Origin of the sequence: Mycobacterium sp. URHD0025, assembly GCF_000426065.1 — a bacterium.
Taxonomy (GTDB): domain Bacteria; phylum Actinomycetota; class Actinomycetes; order Mycobacteriales; family Mycobacteriaceae; genus Mycobacterium.
Genome location: NZ_KE384491.1, coordinates 343,254 through 362,721, shown reverse-complemented (window position 1 = coordinate 362,721; position 19,468 = coordinate 343,254). Strand labels below are relative to the sequence as shown.

The following is a 19,468-nucleotide window of genomic DNA, read 5'->3' as shown; positions in this document are numbered from 1 at the left end:
CGGGTTGCCGGCTGCGGTACCGAAATGATCACGCCATGATCAGGTACCGCGCATGCGTAGTGGACTACTCGAATGTGCCGGTGCACCGCGTTCTGGGATCTCACTTCGGGGACATGTCACGTCGGGAACATGCCACTTCGGGAACAGGGTGGCGAGCGTGGGGGTGAGGTCCGGATTCCCCCGCGGGTCCGGGCCCCACCCCCACGCTCGAGCCGGCCGCGGGTCTATGCCGCGTCGGAGTGCGCGGCGCGATGGCCACCGCGCGGCGTGGCCTGTGAACCGTTGCCTTTCGTTTCGGTGGTCGCGGATTTGGTTTGGGGCGAATCGCTTTCGTTCCGGTGATGGACCCTGTGGCTCGGCCGCGGGTCGTCTGAGCCCTGCGGCTTGGCGCTGTCCACCTCGGGGGAGAGGGCCTGGCGCACCGACTGCCGGATTCGCTCGGCCGTCGATCTGGGCGGCGTCTTGGTCTTGAGCTTGGCCTTGATGCCGGTTTCGGCTTTCTCGGAGGTATTTACGTCGGTATCGAGCTCAGGGTTGTTCGCCTCGACATCGGACTTCGGGGTGTCGGCCTCAGGCCTGGCGAGGGTGTCGTCATCCGTCGCGGGGTTCGTGTCGGTCGCGTGCTTCCGGGTGGATTCGGGCTGGGGCTCCCGCGGCGTCGACAGATCGGATGTCACCTTGTTCGGTGTCGAACTATCCAGTGTAGCAACGCGTTCCGTGCGGCGAAGAGTGTCATCGGCGGTGTCGAATCCCAAACCGGCGAGCGCATCGCGCACACCCTGCTTGGCTGCGGCGCTCAGATCCGACGCCAACTTGTCGAGATCGACGTGGGGTATGAGCCCAGCCCGCGTCGGGACCCCCATGTTCTCCGGAGTGCGGTCGTAGGCGAGATCGATGAGCACCCTCAGGGTGGGCTCGACCAGGTCGAGCACGGGCGACGGAACTCCGATGTCGCGCAACGGCTGAAGTAGCGGAAGGTGTTCGGTGTGCACCAGGTAGTAGGTGGTGTTGCCGGACGTGTGGGACTGGAATGTGCTCGGATCGTTCAGGTTGACCACAGAGGACCCATAGTTCGGATGCAGATAGAAGTACCCGAACAAGGCGTTGAGGTCGGCCAGCAGATTCAGTGGGTATTTGGGGAAGTCGGCGATCAGGTCGTACTCGCGGGCGACGTCGATCGTCTGGTATTCGTCGTCGGGTGTGGCGCCGTCGAAGCTGACGCCGAGGATCGGGACGAAAAGACCACCGAACCGGGCCAGGATGCCGCCGTTGGGGCGGTTGGGGTTGGCCACGAGCACAAACGACAGTTCGTCGGCAGAGGGCACGATGGCGCCCTGTGCTCGCAGATCGGCGAGATTGCGCTTCTCCCGGGTGGCGATGTTGGCGCTCTGCGAGTAGCCGACGACGACCTTCTCTCCCGGTGTGGCCGATATGGCGTTGTTCAGGCTGAGTACACCGCGGGCGACGGAGGTGTCGAAGCTGATGTCGGTCAGGCTGGTTGCGGGCCAGAACTGCTCGGGCGTCGACACCCAGTGCAGGTCGTCCTCGTCGAGGTGCCGGTCGGACAGATAGGTGTTGTTCACCTGGTCCACATACGTCCCGGTGCCCCATTGGTGCGGGGCTCCCAGCGCCTTCATCCCGGTCCCGCCCATGATGAGCGCCGTCGCCGCGAGCTGAACCAACGTGCTCATGCTCGCGGTCAGCACGAGCCCGACGGTCCCGACCAGGGCGACCAGCATCAGTGCCGGCACCCGAAGCACACGAATGCGCATCCTTGTCCTCCCTTTCGCGAAAATCCCAAGGGAAGGACCACATGCCGATCGACCGCTGAAGCCATTCCCGACCCATTTGGATGATGGACCATGTCAACGCCAGGCGTCAGCAATTTCACAAAAATGAGCTGATAAAACGAATATTGCAGTCCAGGGCGACAATTGGTCGCGAAATAGGCCAGTTCCAGCTAAGTCGTAGTGGGATTTACGGCTCGCTTGAGAATGTGGGATCACTCGCCTGGTGAGTAGAAGATACAACTGTGGTACGTCCATGTACCGAGGAATTGGGCAATTTGGTCTGCCGACAGTTCGGCCGGCATGGGCGTCCGCGGTGGCCGTCGGCGAGCGGGCGAGAAACGGGGGCGGTCGTTCCCGGGCGGCTGCCCTGAGACAATGGCGGCGTGTCAGAAGGTGCGTTGTTGGGTCTGTGGATCGCTATCGCGGTCGTCGCCGTTCTTGTCGTCGTTGCACTCACCGTGGGGCTGGTGCGTTACCGGCGGCGGCGGATCAGCCTCTCTGAGCGCGACACCACCAAACCGATCGACCGCTCCGGGGGCTACACGGCCTCCTCCGGGATCACGTTCAGCCAGGCGAAATCTCCGACGGCCGAGCCCATCGACACCAGTGGGCTGCCCGCGGTCGGCGATGACGCCACCATTCCGCGTGATGCACCCAGACGCACCATCTCTGATGTTCAGCTGCCGGAACCGCCGGCGGAACCGGCCGCACCGGCGAAGCCGGAAGTGGCCGCCGAGCCTGCCGAGCCTGCCGAACCGGAAACGGCCCCAGAGCCTGAACCTGTCGTGCCCACCGAGGCGCCCGATCCTGTCGCCGCAGCCGTCGAGGAAATCGCCCCGGCCGAAGGGCGGATGGACCGGCTGCGAGGCCGCCTGTCCAAGTCACAGAACGCTTTGGGGCGCAGCATGCTCGGATTGCTCGGCGGAGGCGATCTGGACGAGGACTCGTGGGAGGCGATCGAGGACACCCTGTTGATCGCCGACCTCGGCCCGGTGATCACGGAATCCGTTGTCGCGGCGCTGCGTGAGCGGATGGCCAGCAAGAGCGTGCGTAGCGAAGCGGATGCGCGCGCGGTGCTGCGCGAGGTGCTGATGTCGGAACTGCGACCGGAACTGGACCGGTCGATCAAGGCGCTGCCGCACGCTGACAAGCCTTCTGTGTTGTTGGTGGTCGGAGTGAACGGCACCGGCAAGACCACCACCGTGGGCAAGCTGGCCCGAGTGCTGGTCGCCGATGGCCGCCGCGTGGTGCTCGGCGCCGCCGACACGTTCCGCGCCGCGGCCGCCGACCAATTACAGACCTGGGCCGCGCGCGTCGGCGCAGAGGTGGTGCGGGGCGCCGAAGGCGCCGATCCCGCATCGGTGGCGTTCGACGCGGTCGACGAGGGCGTCAAGGCGGGGGCTGATGTCGTCGTCATCGACACCGCGGGACGCCTGCACACCAAGACCGGCCTGATGGATGAACTCGGCAAGGTCAAGCGGGTGGTGGAAAAGCGGGCCACTGTCGATGAGGTGCTGCTGGTGCTCGACGCCACCATCGGCCAGAACAGTCTCCCGCAGGCCAAGGTGTTCGCCGAGGTCGTCGACATCACCGGAGTGGTGCTGACCAAGCTCGACGGCACCGCCAAGGGCGGCATCGTCTTCCGTGTCCAGCAGGAACTCGGCGTCCCGGTCAAGCTCGTCGGGCTCGGCGAAGGCCCTGACGACCTCGCTCCGTTCGAGCCCGCGGCCTTCGTCGACGCCCTACTGGGGTGACCAAAAACCCAGGCAAACGCACGGTGTAACACCGGCGAAACGCAGCCTGCCTATCCGTTCACACGAGCGAAACGCAACGGCGCCGTGGCTGAAACATCCACTCAGCATTGTCTTGGACCAGGTCAATGGTCGTAAATCCTTGCGACCGTGGCGTGGTGAAGGAGGAAACTGCGAGTGGAGCAATTCCCGATATTGGGTGCGCCGGACACCGGGGACACAGCATGGATGCTGGCCAGCGCCGCACTTGTGCTGTTGATGACGCCGGGTCTGGCCTTCTTCTACGGCGGCATGGTGCGTGCCAAGGGCGTGCTCAACATGATCATGATGAGCGTCAGCGCGATGGGTGTCGTGACTGTGTTGTGGGCGCTGTACGGCTATTCGATCGCGTTCGGTGACAACACCGCCGGGGTGATCGGCGATCCGGCACAGTTCTTCGGCCTCAAAGGCCTGATCGGTGGGAACGGTTCGGCCGATGCGCCCATCGCGCTGGCCGGGACGATTCCGGCCACCGTGTTCGTGGGATTCCAGCTGATGTTCGCGATCATCACCGTCGCACTGATCTCCGGTGCTGTCGCCGACCGCATCAAGTTCGGCGGCTGGCTGCTGTTCGCCGCGCTGTGGGCCACCTTTGTCTACTTCCCGGTCGCCCACTGGGTCTTCGACTTCGATGTCAAGGGTTCCGATGGTGAGACGGTGATCCACCACGGGGGATGGATCGCCAACCAGCTCAAGGCGATTGACTTCGCGGGCGGCACCGCGGTGCACATCAACGCGGGCACCGCAGGCCTGGTCCTGGCCATCATCCTGGGCAAGCGGCTCGGATGGCCCGGTACGCCGATGCGCCCGCACAACCTTCCGTTCGTGATGCTGGGCGCCGGCCTGCTCTGGTTCGGCTGGTACGGGTTCAACGCCGGATCTGCCGTGTCGGCCAACGGAATTGCCGGTTCGACCTTTGTCACGACCACGGTGGCGACCGCGACGGCCATGCTGGCCTGGCTGCTCACCGAGCGACTCCGCGATGGACATGCCACGTCTCTGGGTGCGGCGTCGGGCATCGTCGCCGGGCTGGTGGCGATCACGCCGTCCTGCTCGTCGGTGAATGTCGTGGGCGCGCTGGTGATCGGTGCTGTCGCAGGTGTGCTGTGTGCGCTGGCGGTGGGCCTGAAGTTCAAGTTCGGCTTCGACGATTCGCTCGACGTCGTGGGCGTGCACTTGGTCGGCGGCATTGTCGGCACGTTGCTGGTGGGCCTGGTGGCGACCAAGGAAGCGCCTGCCGCGGTCGCCGGTCTGTTCTACGGCGGCGGGTTCGACCAGCTGTGGCGACAGGCGGTCGGGGCCGGTGCGGTTCTGCTCTATTCGGCGGTGGGTACCGCTATCTTGGCGTTGATTGTGAAATACACCGTGGGCCTGCGCCTGGACAAAGAAGAGGAGGCATCCGGTATCGATGAGGCCGAGCACGCCGAGAGTGCCTACGACTTCGTCGCTGTCGGAACCGGTTCTGTTCTTGGTCGTCACGGCGGGGAGGAATAAGGGAATATGAAGCTGATCACTGCGATCGTCAAGCCGTTCACGCTGGAGGATGTCAAGACCGGCCTGGAGCAGACGGGCATTCTGGGCATGACCGTCAGCGAGGTACAGGGCTACGGCCGTCAGAAGGGCCACACCGAGGTCTACCGAGGAGCCGAATACTCGGTTGACTTCGTGCCCAAGGTTCGGGTGGAGGTCGTAGTCGACGACTCTGCCGTCGACAAGGTCGTGGACGTCATCGTGCAGGCCGCACGTACCGGCAAGATCGGCGACGGGAAGGTCTGGGTCAGCCCCGTCGACACCGTGGTTCGGGTGCGTACCGGCGAGCGGGGGGCTGACGCCCTGTAGGCGGAGCGTCCATCGAGGCGTCCTCTCCCGGCTGGCAATCGCGTGAGCACTACCCGGCGATCGGCCGGGGAGGAGTCGAAATGACAGAGAACAACCGAGAATTCACCGGAGCCTCCCCAAAGGAGGCTCCGGTGCCTTCATCGCGTCCCGCCAACGATCTGGCGGCGGCCACCCGACAGTTGCTCGGCGGAGGGGCGCGTCAGCTGGATGCGGCGGCTCTGCGCAACGCACTACTCGATTTGCACGAATTCTGGCTCACGACAAAGGCCGCCGAGATAGGGATCACGGCCACCAGCGGATTCTCGATCGTGGCAACCGGCGGTCTCGGCCGCGGCGAGATGTTGCCGTACTCCGATCTGGACCTCACGTTGTTGCATGACAACATGCCGGTCGAGCTTGTCTCCGAGGTCGCCGAGAAACTCTGGTATCCCTTGTGGGACGCCAATATTCGTATCGATCACAGTGTGCGCACCGTGCCCGAGGCGCTGAAGGTGGCCGGTGAGGACATCTCGGTGGGCCTGGCGATGCTCGACGCGCGTCACATCGCCGGCGATGCCGATCTGTCGGCGCTGCTGGTCGGCGGCTCGCGCCGGCAGTGGCGGATCGGAATCGCCTCGCGTTTCGACGAGCTCGTCGAGCATGCGCGGGCGCGGTGGGAGCGCAGCGGCCAGATCGCGCACCGCGCCGAACCGGACCTCAAGTCGGGCCGGGGCGGCCTGCGCGATGTTCAACTGCTCAATGCGCTCGCCATAGCGCAGCTGGCTGACGTATATCCGAGTCGAGCCCTGGCTTCGCCGACCGGAACGCTGGGTGATGCCCATCTGGCGCTGCTCAATGTGCGCACCGAACTGCACCGGGTCTCCGGCCGCGGCCGGGAGCTCTTGCTGGCCCAGCATGCCGACGAGATCGGCGCGGCCTTGCGAATCGGGGACCGGTTCGATCTGGCCCGCATGCTCTCGGATGCGGCCCGCACCGTGAGCTACTACGTCGACTCGGGAATTCGCACGGCCGCCAATGCCTTGCCGCGCCGCGGGTTTGCGGCATTGCGCCGTCCGGTGCGCCGCCCACTCGACGAAGGGGTGATCGAGTTCGCGGGCGAGGTGATCCTGGCCCGCGATGCCCGACCGGAACGCGATCCGGGGTTGATTCTGCGGGTCGCGGCCGCATCGGCCAGCACCGGATTGCCCATGGCGGTGTCCACGCTGAGCAGGTTGGCCGAAACCGCGCCGGAACTGCGCACACCCTGGCCGCGTCAGGCGCTCAAGGACCTGCTGGTGCTGCTGGCGTCCGGTCCCGCCGCGGTGGCCACCATCGAGGCCCTGGACCGAACGGGCCTGTGGGGCCGACTGTTCCCGGAGTGGGGTGCGGTGCGCGACCTTCCGCCACGCGACGTGGTGCACATCTGGACGGTTGACCGCCACCTGGTTGAAACCGTCTCGCGGGCAGCCGCTTTCACCACACGGGTATCTCGGCCGGATCTGTTGCTGCTGGGGGCGCTGTGCCACGACATCGGCAAGGGCCGCGGTGGCGACCACAGCGTGATCGGCGCGGAGCTGGCCACCCAGATCGGCACCCGGCTCGGTCTGTGGCCGTCCGACATCGAGGTGCTGTCGAAGATCGTCCGGTACCACCTGCTGCTCCCCGACACGGCGACGCGCCGAGATCTGCAGGACCCCAAGATCATTGACGGGGTAACCGACGCTCTCGGTGGCGATATGGTGCTGCTGGAGCTGCTGCATGTACTGGCCGAGGCCGATTCGCTGGCAACGGGTCCGGGGGTGTGGGGTGACTGGAAGGCATCGCTGATCGGGGACCTCGTCAGACGGTGCCGGCTGGTGATGGCGGGCGAACCGCTGCCGCAGCCCGATCCGATCGAGCCTCGGTTCATGGAGCTGGCCGCGGACGCGGGGATCCATGTCGAACTCGCGCCGGGCGAGGGCCCGCACATCTACGACGTGACGATGATCGCCCCGGACCGGCGCGGGCTGCTGTCCAAGGCGGCCGGCGTGCTGGCATTGAATTCGCTGCGGGTCCATTCGGCATCGGTCAACAGTCACGAGGGCTCGGCGATCAACACCTTCGTGGTGTCCCCGCACTTCGGTGCTCCGCCGGCGGCCGAACTGCTGCGCCAGCAGTTCATTCTGGCGCTCGAAGGGGAACTGGACGTGATCGGCGCCCTGGAGCGGCGCGATCAGGAAGCCGCCCAGTATCCGACCACCCGGGCCGGCGAGATCCTCGCGTCGGTGCCGGCCAACCACGTGCCCGCCCCGCCGCGCATCCTGTGGTCGCCCGGCGCCGCACCTTCAGATCTGGTCGTCCAGATCCGCACGATCGACCGGGCCGGTCTGCTGGCGCGGCTGACCGCGGTCTTCGAGCGTGATGGTGTGGACGTCGCCTGGGCCAAGGTGACCACGCTGGGCTCGTCGGTGGTCGACGTGTTCTGCGTCACCGCACCGGCTTTGGCCGCCGACGAAGCGGCTCGGGCCGCATTCCGTGCGGAATTGGAACGTGACATGTTCGCGATCCTGCCCGCGCCGCCACCGGCCAAACCGGTGCAGCAGGCCGGCTGACGGGTAAGCGAAGATTGGCCGCATGACCAATTTCGCGGGCCCGCACTTCGGGCACGGTGTGCCGCCTGGCTATAGCCACAGCCCGCCGCAGCAGTACCCATACGGGGCTCCGTATGGGTACCCGGCCCCGATCCCGGCTCCGGAGCCCGAGCGGTTGTCGCCGGCCTTGCAGGCCCTCATCAGCGCCTTGCTGCTGTTGCCCACGATCCTGATCTTCTTCCTGCACTCGTCGCTCAGGCAGGCGCCCTGGGTGAAGGACTGGTCTGAACCGCTGCGCAATGCGTGGGCCTTGGGTTCCAACGCCGTGCTTTGGCTGTACTTCCTGGTTGTCATCGCTTTCTGGGCACGGCGTAACCGACGCGTTGCCGCCGTCAGCACCGTCATCGCGATGACGGTGCTCGACACGGCGGTGGTGGCTGCGTACCTGTGGTACCCGTCCCTGTATCGGATGACGGGCGGCTCAGATGCGCTGATGTGGGTGCTTGACGCGTGTCCCGTGCTGATCGCAGTGGGTCAGGTGAGCGCCTGGGGCATAGCGCGTCGACGCAACAAGATCTGGGCCGTCGGCCTGATCGCGACTGTGGTGCTCGCGACCATCGATCAGGTGGTTCGTCGAGCGCTGATCCGCGACGCGGTTCACAACCACGACTCTTTCGACGATGCGTGGTGGAACCAGTGGTGGGGCGCGGCGGCCACGAAGCATAGGTATCTTCGTGCTTTCCTGCCTGATCTGCTGGGCGGCGGACGCCATGAGCTCCGGCTCGCGGCGCACGGCCGCGCCACAATTCGGCGGCCCGCTAGGCTTACCACGTGTTTGAGAGCCTGTCTGACCGGTTGACCGGAGCCCTGCAGGGCCTACGCGGCAAGGGGCGGTTGACCGACGCCGATATCGACGCCACGGCGCGCGAGATCCGGTTGGCCCTGCTGGAGGCCGACGTCTCGCTGCCGGTGGTGCGTGCCTTCGTCGCGCGGATCAAGGATCGCGCCAAGGGCGCCGAGGTCTCGGCCGCGCTGAACCCCGCGCAGCAGGTGGTCAAGATCGTCAACGAGGAGCTGATCGGCATCCTCGGCGGCGAGACCCGTCAACTGGCCTTCGCCAAGAACCCGCCGACCGTGATCATGCTGGCCGGCCTGCAAGGCGCCGGTAAGACCACGCTGGCCGGCAAGCTGGCGAAATGGCTCAAGGGACTGGGTCATACCCCGCTGCTGGTGGCGTGTGACCTGCAGCGACCCGGCGCGGTCAACCAGCTGCAGATCGTCGGTGAACGTGCCGGCGTGGCAGTCTTCGCCCCGCACCCCGGCACGGCGCCCGGCGCGCACGAATCCGACGGCGCGGGGGATCCGGTGGCGGTGGCCGCGGCCGGCCTGGCCGAAGCCCGGGCCAAGCACTTCGATGTCGTCCTCGTCGATACCGCGGGCCGGCTCGGCATCGACGACGAACTGATGAGCCAGGCGGCCGCGATCCGTGACGCCGTGCGCCCGGACGAGACCCTGTTCGTCCTCGACGCCATGATCGGCCAGGACGCCGTCGCCACCGCCGAGGCGTTCCGCGAGGGCGTCGGATTCACCGGTGTGGTGCTGACCAAACTCGACGGCGATGCCCGCGGTGGTGCGGCCTTGTCGGTCCGCGAGATCACCGGCATGCCGATCCTGTTCGCGTCCGCGGGGGAGAAGCTCGAAGATTTCGATGTCTTCCACCCCGACCGGATGGCCAGCCGCATTCTGGGGATGGGCGACGTGCTCACCCTCATCGAGCAGGCCGAGCAGGTCTTCGACCAGCAGAAGGCCGAGGAGGCCGCCGCCAAGATCGGCTCGGGTGAGCTGACGCTCGAGGACTTTCTTGAGCAGATGCTGGCGATCCGCAAGATGGGCCCGATCGGCAACCTGCTCGGCATGCTGCCCGGGGCCGGTCAGATGAAGGACGCGCTGGCCGCGGTCGACGACAAGCAGCTGGACCGCGTGCAGGCCATCATCCGCGGCATGACTCCCGCCGAGCGGGCTGATCCCAAGATCATCAACGCGTCCCGGCGGCTGCGCATCGCCAATGGCTCCGGGGTGACCGTGTCCGAGGTCAATTCGCTGGTCGATCGGTTCTTCGACGCCCGCAAGATGATGTCGTCGATGGCCGGCCAGATGGGCATGCCGTTCGGTCGCAAGAACACGCCCCGTAAGGCCGCCAAGGGCAAGAACAAGCAGGCCGGTAAAAAGGGCCGTAAGGGCGCGGGCCCGACGCCACCCAAGGTGCGCAACCCGCTGGGTGCGGCCGGGCTTCCTGCCGGGTTCCCTGACCTGTCCAACATGCCCAAGGGCCTGGACGAATTGCCGCCCGGCCTGGCCGATTTCGACCTGTCCAAGCTGAAGTTCCCGGGCCAGAAGTAATTCGGTGCACGCGCTCCACCTCCGGGGACGCGGGCTCCCCGATGGTGAGCCCGTCCAGTGGTGGGTGGCTGGCGGCGTGCTGTCAGCGGAGCCGATTGCCAACGCCGACACGGTGTTTGACGGCGGCTGGATCATTCCTGGACTGGTCGACGCCCACTGCCACGTCGGCCTGGGCCCCGGTGGTGCCGTCGACCTCGACGAGGCGGTCACCCAGGCCGAGACCGAGCGTGGCGCCGGTGCGCTGCTGCTGCGCGACGCCGGTTCGCCGGTGGACACCCGCAGCTTCGACGACCGTGAGGACCTGCCGCGCATCATCCGGGCCGGCCGGCATCTGGCCCGGCCCAAGCGCTATTCACCCGGTTTGCCGATCGACATCGAGGACGAGTCGCAACTGCCGGCGGCCGTGGCCGAGCAGGCCCGCTTCGGTGACGGCTGGGTGAAGCTGGTCGGCGACTGGATCGACCGCGGCATCGGAGATCTGGCACCGCTGTGGTCCGACGAGATCCTGAAAGCCGCGATAGACGCTGCCCACGCGGAGGGGGCACGAGTCACGGCGCACGTGTTCGGCGAGGATGCCCTGCCGGGTCTGATCAAGGCCGGCATCGACTGCATCGAGCATGGGACCGGCATCACCGACGACACCATCGAATTGATGCTCGAGCACGGCACGGCGTTGGTGCCCACGCTGATCAATATCGAGAACTTTCCCGGCATCGCCGATGCGGCCGGCAAGTACCCGGCATATGCCGGGCACATGCGCGATCTCTATGCGTCCTGCCGCAGCCGGGTCGGCGCGGCCCACGAGGCGGGGATCCCGATCTACGCGGGCACCGATGCGGGAGGGATGATCGCCCACGGCCGCATCGCCGACGAGATCGAGGCGCTCAAGGGCATCGGGATGAGCCCGACCGCCGCGCTCGGCGCGGCCAGTTGGGATGCCCGGACCTGGCTCGGCCGACCCGCACTGGAGCACGGAGCGTCCGCCGACCTGGTGTGTTACACCGACGATCCGCGTGACGGTGGGGTCAGCCACCCGGATCTGGTGATCCTGCGCGGTCGCGTGTTCTGACCGGCGCACGCCGCCGCAGGTACCGGCGAGATCAGGCCGGCCGGGTTCCCAGAAAGATGGGATCCGTCTGCAGCAGCGTCAAGTTGCGGATCATGTGTTGAGTTTCGGTCTTGTACTTCAGGAAGTGCGGTGACTGGATATGCGAGTGGTAGGCGTCCATGTCGGCGTAGGTCTCGAAGATCCTGATGTGCGTCGGCTCGTCTTTGATCGAGACGGCGTTCAGGCTCAGCACGCCGGGTTCGACACTGATGGAGGCGTTGATCTCCTCGGTGAGCGCCGCCTTGTACTGCTCGATGTAGTAGGGATCGATCTGCAGCTCCGCGATGCGCACGATCGGAGTCTGGGTTTGGGATGGTTGGCCGGGGCTGGGTACGGGATCAGCGAGGGCGGTTCCCGATGACACCAGCATCCAGAGGCCAACGATGACTGTGCCCAGGCCGGACATGAGTCGATATTTCATCATGACCCTCCTGCCATTGCCGCGTCGGCGACTCTGTCCAGCAAGGCTCGCAAGCGTTTGGTGTTTGCGGGTCCGAGTTGCGTGCCGATTTCGTCCTCTACTTCGGCAACGATGGCATCGGCGCGGCGCAGGGCGTCCCGGCCTTCGTCGGTGAGGTGCAACTCCTGCACATGGCGGTGGCGTGGGTGCGGCCTGCGCTCCAGTTGGCCGCGTTTCTCCAGGCGGTCCACCAACGAGGCCACTGCTTGTGGAGTGACGTTCAGGCGCCGGGCCACCTCCGCGCCGGTCAAGCCCGGATCGGAATGAACCGAGATCAGGAGTGAATAGTGCGCCACGGGTATGCCCAGCGGCCGCAGTCGCTGCTCCTTGAGTGTCTGCACGGCGCCTTCCGCTTTACGCAGTGCCCAGGTGACGCGGTTTAGCGCATCGGGACCGACGGGTCCGTGGTCATCGCCCTTCACTCGTCGAGGGTACGACATTGGACGCGCTGTAGACGTTTGCTAAGAGTCAACCCACTGACAGCAACGTGATTCGGTCGTCAACGCCTAACTGTGGACTTCGCGTGCTGACCTGGGCGAACAATGCCCCGATTCCTTGTACGCAAGACCTTGTCTAGCATCAAACGTTTGATATAGATACGATGTTTTATAGTTGCCTTGGATGGTCGGCGCGGCTCAATCGGGAAGGCGTTGCCATGCGGTGTGGTCGACGTGTGCCGCTGACCTGGGTGACGTTGAGAAGCGTTTGACGGCCCGGCTCACGAAGAGGACTTGAGATGGAATTGACGGATAGGACCTGGCTCATCACAGGTGGTGCGACCGGTATCGGGCTTGCGTTGGCGAAAGCGGTCGGTGCGCGGGGCAATCGCGTCATCATCTGTGGGCGTAGTCAGGAGAAGCTGGACAGAGCGTGCAGCGAGGATCCTAATTTGATTGCACGCCAATGCGATGTTGCGAATACGGCGAGTAGGGACGCGCTGGTGAACTGGCTGGCTGCCGAGCACCCCGACCTGAGCGTGCTGGTAAACAACGCGGGGATACAGATTCCGCGGGACTTCAGTGGCGATGATGCGGCTCACGATCTGGATGCCGAGATCGCGATCAACCTTGCCGCACCGGTACATCTGATCGACGACTTGTTGCCGAAGCTGCGCCGGCAACCTGAAGCGACGATCATCAACGTGACGTCGGGATTGGCCTTTGCGCCGCTGGCCGTCTTTCCCGTCTACTGCGCGACGAAAGCGGCGCTGCACTCGTTCACTCTGAGTCTTCGCCACCAGCTTCGCGGCAGCCATGTCGAGGTCATAGAAATGGCACCGCCGATTGTTGCGTCGGGTCTTCGGTCGCAATCCAGCGCAGAACGTAATCCCGCTGCGAGTGCGGCGGTGACGGCTGAAGAGTTCGTCGCAGAAGCCTTGCCGCTGCTGGAGCGTGGCGACGCGGAGGTGTTGGTCGGCCAGTCGGTCGGCACCCGCCGCGATGGTGAGGCGTTGTTCGACCGGATGAACCCGTGAGGAGCGTGCGGTGAAGGTATTGATGGTGGGCGCGACCGGGCTGCACGGTGGCTTGGTGTTGGGGGAATTGGTTCGTCGCGGGGTGTCGGTGCGTGCGCTGGTGCGCAACCCGGAGCGGGCGGAGTTGGCGCGGAACAACGGTGCCGATGAGGCCGTGATCGGTGACCTCGCACGCGAGGCCAGCCTTCGTGACGCAGTTGCCGGTATGGATGGTGTCTTTCATCTCGGTCCCGCATTCGTGCCCGGCGAGACGGAGATGGGCGTGGCGATGGTGCGTGCTGCACAAGACGCCGGCGTACGAAAGTTCGTTTTTTCCGGTGTGATTCACCCATCGATCTCCTCGCTGACCAACCACACCGCAAAGCTGCCGGTCGAAGAGGCGCTGTGCGAGTCGGGCATGGAGTTCACCATCCTGCAGCCGGCCCGGTTCATGCAGAATCTGAGGTGGTCGTTACCCGAGGTCCTCACCGACGGCAAGATCACGGTGCCGTACTCGGTGACATCGAAGATGTGCTGGGTGGACTATCGGGATGTCGCAGAGGTGGCCGCGCGTGGGCTGACGGGAGATGAACTCGCATATGGCACGTTCGAGCTGTCTGCACCGGGCCTTCTCGACAGCAACGAGACCGCCGAACTTGTCGGCACCCTCGTGAACCGACGTGTTGTGGCCGCACAGATCCCGCGGGAAGTCTTCGCATCACGCATCTTCGATGGTCCGATGCGGGAGGGCATGTTGCGCATGCTGACCTACTATGACGAGCACGGCCTGTCCGGCGGCAACGGCCTGGTACTGCGAGCAATCCTGGGCCGCGAACCCCGCACACTAACCGACTACATTCGCGAGTGCTTCGCCGACGTTGACGGGAAATGACGGCACCTGCTGTCGTCCGGATCACTCCGCAGCAGGCGGGCTGGCTACCTATGGCCGCCGACGTGTCCCCGGCCTGCGGCGCGAAGAGGTTGCCATGTTGGCCGGCGTCAGCACCGACTACTACCGAAGCCGGACGCAACCCATACGACCGTAGTCTGACCGATCTCATCGGCGAACTGGTCACGCGGAGTGAAACATTCAGAACCCGGTGGGCCGCCCATAACGTGCGGATGCATCGTTTCGGAACGGAGAGGTTCAATCACCCCGCCGTGGGCCAACTGAGCCTGACGTTCGAGGCCATGGCGTTGTCAGCAGACGACGGACTCACATTGGCCGTCTACACCGCTGAACCGGAAAGCTCGTCGGCCGACGGATTGAGACTGCTCGCCACCTGGGCGGCGAGTCGCGACGTTACGGTTCCCGATCGACTCAGTAGACATCGCGCAGATAGCGATGGGTCTTAATGAGGTCGTTGACGTACGCATGCGCGGAGTCGGCGTCCATACCGCCGCTCTCGGCGACGATCTCGTGCAGGGCGGCATCGACATCCTTGGCCATGCGGTCGGCGTCGCCACATACGTAGAGGTACGCGCCGTCCTGCAACCAGGCGAACAACTCGGCTGAGTTCTCCCGCATGCGTTGCTGCACATACACTTTCGCATCCTGATCGCGGGAGAAGGCCATGTCCAGTCGCGTGAGAGTGCCCGACTCGACGAATGCCGTCAGCTCCTCGCCGTAGAGGAAGTCCGTGGCCCGGCGCCGGTCGCCGAAGAACAGCCAGGACCGACCCGTCGCAGCGGCAGCCTGCCGCTCCTGCAGGAACGCCCGGAACGGCGCGATGCCCGTGCCCGGCCCGATCATGATGATCGGTACGTCGCCGGTCGGCAGCCGGAAATGGTGGTTGGGACGCAGGTGAATCCGGACGGTCTGGGTGCGCTCGGCCAGATAGGTCGATGCCACCCCGCCGTGCCGGCGGTCGGCGCCAGGGTAGCGCACCGTGGCCACGGTCAAGTGCACGTGATCGGGATGTACCAGCGGGCTTGAAGCGATCGAGTAATCGCGGAACTGCAACGGGCGCAACGTATCGATGACCTCTTCGACCGTCAGCTCGGTCCGTCTGATGAGGTCGAGCACGTCCTCGCCGTAGGCGGCGGTCCCGGCCAACTCCTGTAGCGCGCGCGAGGGCGTCCGGATCTCGAGCTGATCGGTGAGCAGAACTCCCAACGTCTCATCCGCATCGGCGACGCGATATTCGGGACCGATGTTGAGTTCGGTCAGGATCGCTGCGACCAGTTCAGGGTCGTTGGTCGGGTGGACGGCCAGCGAGTCGCCGGCCTGATAGGTGATTCCAGACCCGGTCAGGTCGAGCTCGTAGTGCCGCACCTCTTTGTCGGATTCTGATGAGGTGAGTAGACGATTGACTCTCAGCGGTGCGGCGAAGGGCCGGTTGCGCTCCTGGCCGCGGGGTGAGGGCGCGGCGACGGCGACGGGTGGGGCGGTGGGACCGGCCTGTGCTGCGGTGAGCTGCTTGACGAGGTCGGTGGTCCAGGCGGCAGCGGCTTCTTCGTAGCGGCCGTCGATGTCGACCCGCTCGGCCAGGCGGGTCGCACCGAGCTCTTCGAGCCGGGTGTCCAGGAGTTTCCCTGCGTTGCAGAACAATTCGTAGGATGTGTCGCCGAGGGCAAGCACCGCGAAGCTCATGTGCTCGAGCCGCTCGGTCGAGGTGCTGATCGCCTCCCAGAACAACGTGGCGGTGTCAGGGAACTCGCCGTCACCGAATGTCGACGTCACCACGATGAAATGCGTTGTGGTACTGAGAAGGCCGATTTCCACCTGATTGAGTTCGACGGCCTCGGCCGGGATTCCGGCGGCAGTGGTGGCTTCGGCGAACGACATGGCGGCGTCTTCGGCGTTGCCCATGTCGGTGCCATAGGCGACGACCAACGAGAACTCACGGTCCGACACATCGGCTCCCCTCGTCGCGCGCGGGTACTCCACGCGAATTTAGGGTCACCTTAGTTTGGCGCCAGTCTCGCTGGGGCCCTACCTTTTACCGCAGGCGGGCACGGTCAGTGGGAGAACCCGTAGTCGAACAACTCGATCGCCTGACCATAGAGATCGCCCGTGCCGTACATCTGGACCACAACCAGGCGCCGGTTGCCGCGTTGGGCGGCACCCACATACGTCTTGCGGGCGAGATCGGTGTACCCGGTCTTGCCTGCGATATCGCCGGGGTAGCGCTGGAGCAGCTCGTTCTGATTGGTCAGAGTCTTACCGGGGAACTGCGTCGAGGGTTGGCGCATGATCTGGGCGATCAACGGATACCGCAGCGCCGCCCGCAGGATCACCGCGAGATCGTGCGGAGTGGTGACGGTCTCCCAGCCGGGACCGTCGAGGCCCGACGGGGACGAAGCCCGGGTATTGCGGGCGCCGACACTGGCGGCCTTGCGGGTCATCGCCGCGACCGTGGCGGGCCGTCCACCCAGCATGTCGGCGAGCATGTTCGCCGCATCGTTGCCTGACACCATGAGCAGGGCTTCGAGCAGTTGGCGGGTGGTGTAGGGCTGTCCCGGCGTGAGACCCACGCATGAGCACTCGACCTTGGTGTGGGACTCGTTGGCCCTGGCGAAATTGTCGGGCCGAAGGTGGTCGAGCACGACCATCGCCAACAGTGGCTTGATGGTGCTGGCCGGGGCGTACGAACCGTTGGGATCTTTGGACGCCAGCACCTGGCCGGTGTCCAGATCGGCGACCAGCCAGGCCTTGGCCGGTCCATCGGGAATCTGGGCGCCGGCGGGCTGACCACTTGGCTGCGCGACGACCGGCGGAGCCCCGATGGCCGCGGCCGTCATCGCCGTGCCGAGGCCGAGCGCGAGCGTCACGAACAGTCTTCGCACGAGCGCCGACGCTACGCAGCGTTGGACTCTTTCAGCGCGCGGTCAGGTTTCCTTCAGGTATCGGACTGGCCGGAAAATCTAGAGCGCGCCGATGCCGGCCGAGCGGTCTTGCGCGAAACCCCAGTCCAACAGGCTGGTGGCCTGGTCCCAGTAGGTCGGTCCGCCTTCTTTCACCAGCCCGTACATCATCGCGATCACCAACCGCCGGCCGTCGCGTTGTGCCGCGCCGACGAATGTCTTTCGCGCCACATCGGTGAAACCGGTCTTACCGCCGAGCATCCCCGGATAGCGGCCCAGCATCTCGTCCTGGTTGACCAACGTGACGGGCCCCGCGGCACCGGGGAACGACGCCGACGGCGACGATGTGATCGCGGCGAACACCGGATTGGCCAGTGCGGCGCGGAAGATGACGGCCAGGTCCCGCGGCGTGGTGGCCCCGTCGATGCCGGGCCCGTTCAGTCCCGACGGCGATCCGGCATGGGTGGCGTTCGCGCCGAGCGCCACGGCCTTGGCATTCATCTTGTCGACAGCGGCGCCCTTTCCGCCGAGCATGTGCGCCAAGGTGTCGGCGGCGTCGTTCCCGGAGACGAGCAGCAGGGCGTCCAGCAGCTGTCGCGTGGTGTAGGTACGGCCGGCTTTGATCCCGACGCAGGTGCACTCGACTTTCCCGTCGGCTTCGTCGGCGACGACGGTGGCGTCCAGCGGAAGTTCGTCGAGAGCGACCAGCGCCAGCAGTGTTTTGATGGTGCTGGCGGGTGCGTGCGGGACGTTCTGGTCCCGACCGGCCAGGATCTGGCCGGTATCCATGTCGGCGACGATCCAGGCCGGGGCGGGCCCGTCGGGGATCGGCGCCGCGCCGACCTGCTGCACACCGGCGTCGGCCGAGGCGGTGGGCGAGCCGGCCACCGCGCCGACTACAACTGTGGGAAGGAGTGCTGCGAGACAGAGGGCGACTATTCCGACGAGCCTGACCATGTGCACTGACCCTAAAGCGTGCACGTACTCGCGCATAGGCGCGCACGAAGATTCGACGAATTCGAGGGGAGACACCGTGGCAGAACCCGCCACCATGCCCGAGGCGGAACGCAAGTGGATGGTCGACACCTTGCTGGCGTTGCTGCAGACGCCGAGCCCGTCGGGACGCACCGACGCGGTGATGCAGTTGATCGGCGACATACTCAACGATGTCGGCGTGCCGTTCACGTTGACCCGGCGCGGCGCGTTGACCGCCGAGCTGCCAGGTGAGTCGGCCACCATCGACCGGGCGCTGGTGGTGCACTCCGACACCATCGGATGCATGGTCCGGAATCTGAAGGACAACGGCCGTCTCGAATTGGTCCCGGTCGGGACGTTCTCCGCGCGGTTCGCTGCGGGCGCCCGGGTGCGGATCTTCTCCGACGACCCCGACGAGTTCTTCACGGGCACGATCATGCCGCTCAAGGCCAGCGGCCACGCCTACGGCGACGAGATCGACACCCAGCCCACCGACTGGGACCACGTCGAGGTCCGGGTGGACCGCAACGTGTCGACGCGTGCGGATCTGGAGCGTCTGGGTCTCAACGTGGGCGACTTCGTCGCGCTGATCGCCAGCCCGGAACTGACCGAGGACGGATTCGTGGTTTCCCGGCATCTCGACGGGAAAGCGGGGGTGGCGGTCGCGTTGGCCCTGGCCAAGTCCATCGCCGAGCAGAAGATCGTGCTGCCGCACCGCGCGACTCTCATGGTGACCATCACCGAGGAGGTGGGGCACGGCGCCAGTCACGGCCTTCCGCCGGATGTGGCCGAGTTGGTCTCGGTGGACAACGCGGTCTGCGCCCCCGGGCAGCACTCGATCGAGCACGGTGTGACGATCCCGATGGCCGATCTGCACGGCCCGTTCGACTATCACCTGACCCGCAAGCTCTGCCGCCTGGCCAAGGGACAGGGCATCCCGTTCGCGCGTGACGTGTTCCGTTACTACCGGTCCGACGCGGCAGCCGCCATCGAGGCGGGCGCAGGTACGCGGGCGGCGTTGGTGGGGTTCGGTCTGGACGGCAGCCACGGCTGGGAACGGACCCACCTGGACTCGCTGGAGGCCACCTATCTACTGCTGAATGCCTGGCTGCAGACCCCGTTGACGTTCGAGGCGTGGGATTCCAGCCCGACCGGTGCGCTGCGTGATTTCCCGTCCTCGAAACAGCCGGCGCCCAGTGAGCAGTGGGTGCCGCTGTCCCGCGGCGACTACACCGAGCCGGGCGACGCCTCGCCGGGGGAGCATTGGCCGCCTTCGGAGGGCCCGCAATCCTGACGC

17 protein-coding genes are annotated in these 19,468 nt (G+C 65.9%); 11 read left to right on the top strand and 6 right to left on the bottom strand.

What is annotated here, in order from left to right:
* Positions 1 to 224: 224 nt before the first annotated feature.
* Positions 225 to 1,772 carry a PE-PPE domain-containing protein gene (locus tag H977_RS34590; protein WP_051289225.1) on the bottom strand — a complete coding sequence of 516 codons (1,548 nt, stop codon included), beginning with the start codon at positions 1,770 to 1,772 and terminating at the stop codon, positions 225 to 227.
* Positions 1,773 to 2,188: 416 nt separating this feature from the next.
* On the opposite strand from H977_RS34590, the gene ftsY reads away from it, so the two are divergent.
* The 7 genes from ftsY (at position 2,189) to H977_RS0130115 (ending at position 11,437) form a co-directional block, all read left to right on the top strand.
* Positions 2,189 to 3,544, top strand: a complete 1,356-nt coding sequence (ftsY, locus tag H977_RS0130145) for a signal recognition particle-docking protein FtsY (RefSeq protein ID WP_155946911.1) — start codon at positions 2,189 to 2,191, stop codon at positions 3,542 to 3,544.
* 174 nt (positions 3,545 to 3,718) lie between these two features.
* Complete coding sequence (locus tag H977_RS0130140; protein ID WP_029111346.1) at positions 3,719 to 5,074, top strand: ammonium transporter; 1,356 nt, start codon at positions 3,719 to 3,721, stop codon at positions 5,072 to 5,074.
* A 6-nt stretch (positions 5,075 to 5,080) separates the two neighbouring features.
* Positions 5,081 to 5,419, top strand: a complete 339-nt coding sequence (locus H977_RS0130135) for a P-II family nitrogen regulator (protein ID WP_003881099.1) — start codon at positions 5,081 to 5,083, stop codon at positions 5,417 to 5,419.
* An 80-nt stretch (positions 5,420 to 5,499) separates the two neighbouring features.
* Positions 5,500 to 7,989 carry a [protein-PII] uridylyltransferase gene (locus H977_RS0130130; protein WP_029111345.1) on the top strand — a complete coding sequence of 830 codons (2,490 nt, stop codon included), beginning with the start codon at positions 5,500 to 5,502 and terminating at the stop codon, positions 7,987 to 7,989.
* A gap of 166 nt (positions 7,990 to 8,155) precedes the next feature.
* Positions 8,156 to 8,827 (top strand): hypothetical protein, encoded by a 672-nt coding sequence (locus H977_RS0130125; RefSeq protein ID WP_155946893.1) that lies wholly within the window; start codon positions 8,156 to 8,158, stop codon positions 8,825 to 8,827.
* Positions 8,800 to 10,368, top strand: coding sequence for a signal recognition particle protein (gene ffh / locus H977_RS0130120; protein ID WP_029111343.1), 1,569 nt, complete (start codon positions 8,800 to 8,802; stop codon positions 10,366 to 10,368). The genes H977_RS0130125 and ffh overlap by 28 nt, the downstream gene beginning before the upstream one ends.
* Before the next feature lie 4 nt (positions 10,369 to 10,372).
* On the top strand, positions 10,373 to 11,437 hold the full coding sequence (locus H977_RS0130115; RefSeq protein ID WP_029111342.1) for a metal-dependent hydrolase family protein: 1,065 nt from the start codon (positions 10,373 to 10,375) through the stop codon (positions 11,435 to 11,437).
* Positions 11,438 to 11,468: 31 nt separating this feature from the next.
* On the opposite strand, the gene H977_RS0130110 is transcribed toward H977_RS0130115, so the two are convergent.
* Both H977_RS0130110 and H977_RS0130105 read right to left on the bottom strand, forming a co-directional pair.
* A complete protein-coding gene (locus tag H977_RS0130110; protein ID WP_081681909.1) occupies positions 11,469 to 11,897 on the bottom strand; it encodes a putative quinol monooxygenase in 429 nt (142 codons plus the stop codon).
* Positions 11,897 to 12,358: a MarR family winged helix-turn-helix transcriptional regulator gene (locus H977_RS0130105; RefSeq protein WP_029111340.1), complete on the bottom strand. Its 462-nt coding sequence runs from the start codon at positions 12,356 to 12,358 to the stop codon at positions 11,897 to 11,899. The genes H977_RS0130110 and H977_RS0130105 overlap by 1 nt, the downstream gene beginning before the upstream one ends.
* Before the next feature lie 314 nt (positions 12,359 to 12,672).
* Here H977_RS0130105 and H977_RS0130100 point away from each other — a divergent pair, with 314 nt between their 5' ends.
* Genes H977_RS0130100 through H977_RS35715 form a run of 3 tightly spaced genes read left to right on the top strand, consistent with a single transcriptional unit; the run spans position 12,673 to position 14,745 of the window.
* Positions 12,673 to 13,410: an SDR family oxidoreductase gene (locus H977_RS0130100; protein ID WP_029111339.1), complete on the top strand. Its 738-nt coding sequence runs from the start codon at positions 12,673 to 12,675 to the stop codon at positions 13,408 to 13,410.
* 10 nt (positions 13,411 to 13,420) lie between these two features.
* A complete protein-coding gene (locus H977_RS0130095) occupies positions 13,421 to 14,281 on the top strand; it encodes an SDR family oxidoreductase (protein ID WP_029111338.1) in 861 nt (286 codons plus the stop codon).
* Positions 14,278 to 14,745: an MmyB family transcriptional regulator gene (locus H977_RS35715; RefSeq protein WP_081681908.1), complete on the top strand. Its 468-nt coding sequence runs from the start codon at positions 14,278 to 14,280 to the stop codon at positions 14,743 to 14,745. Before H977_RS0130095 ends, H977_RS35715 begins: the two co-directional genes overlap by 4 nt.
* On the opposite strand, the gene H977_RS0130090 is transcribed toward H977_RS35715, so the two are convergent.
* The 3 genes from H977_RS0130090 to H977_RS0130080 all read right to left on the bottom strand — a co-directional run bounded on the left by H977_RS0130090 (position 14,711) and on the right by H977_RS0130080 (position 18,153).
* Positions 14,711 to 16,201, bottom strand: a complete 1,491-nt coding sequence (locus H977_RS0130090) for a diflavin oxidoreductase (protein ID WP_051289297.1) — start codon at positions 16,199 to 16,201, stop codon at positions 14,711 to 14,713. The two genes, H977_RS35715 and H977_RS0130090, sit on opposite strands and share 35 nt — an antisense overlap.
* A gap of 149 nt (positions 16,202 to 16,350) precedes the next feature.
* The gene (locus H977_RS0130085) at positions 16,351 to 17,178 is read right to left on the bottom strand and encodes a D-alanyl-D-alanine carboxypeptidase (RefSeq protein ID WP_029111336.1); all 828 of its coding nucleotides are present in this window, start codon (positions 17,176 to 17,178) and stop codon (positions 16,351 to 16,353) included.
* Between the two features lie 78 nt (positions 17,179 to 17,256).
* Entirely contained in the window at positions 17,257 to 18,153 is an 897-nt protein-coding gene (locus H977_RS0130080; RefSeq protein WP_036477934.1) for a D-alanyl-D-alanine carboxypeptidase family protein, read from the bottom strand.
* 94 nt (positions 18,154 to 18,247) lie between these two features.
* Between H977_RS0130080 and H977_RS0130075 the strand changes: the two genes are divergently transcribed.
* The gene (locus tag H977_RS0130075; protein WP_502691240.1) at positions 18,248 to 19,465 is read left to right on the top strand and encodes an osmoprotectant NAGGN system M42 family peptidase; all 1,218 of its coding nucleotides are present in this window, start codon (positions 18,248 to 18,250) and stop codon (positions 19,463 to 19,465) included.
* Positions 19,466 to 19,468 lie beyond the last annotated feature (3 nt).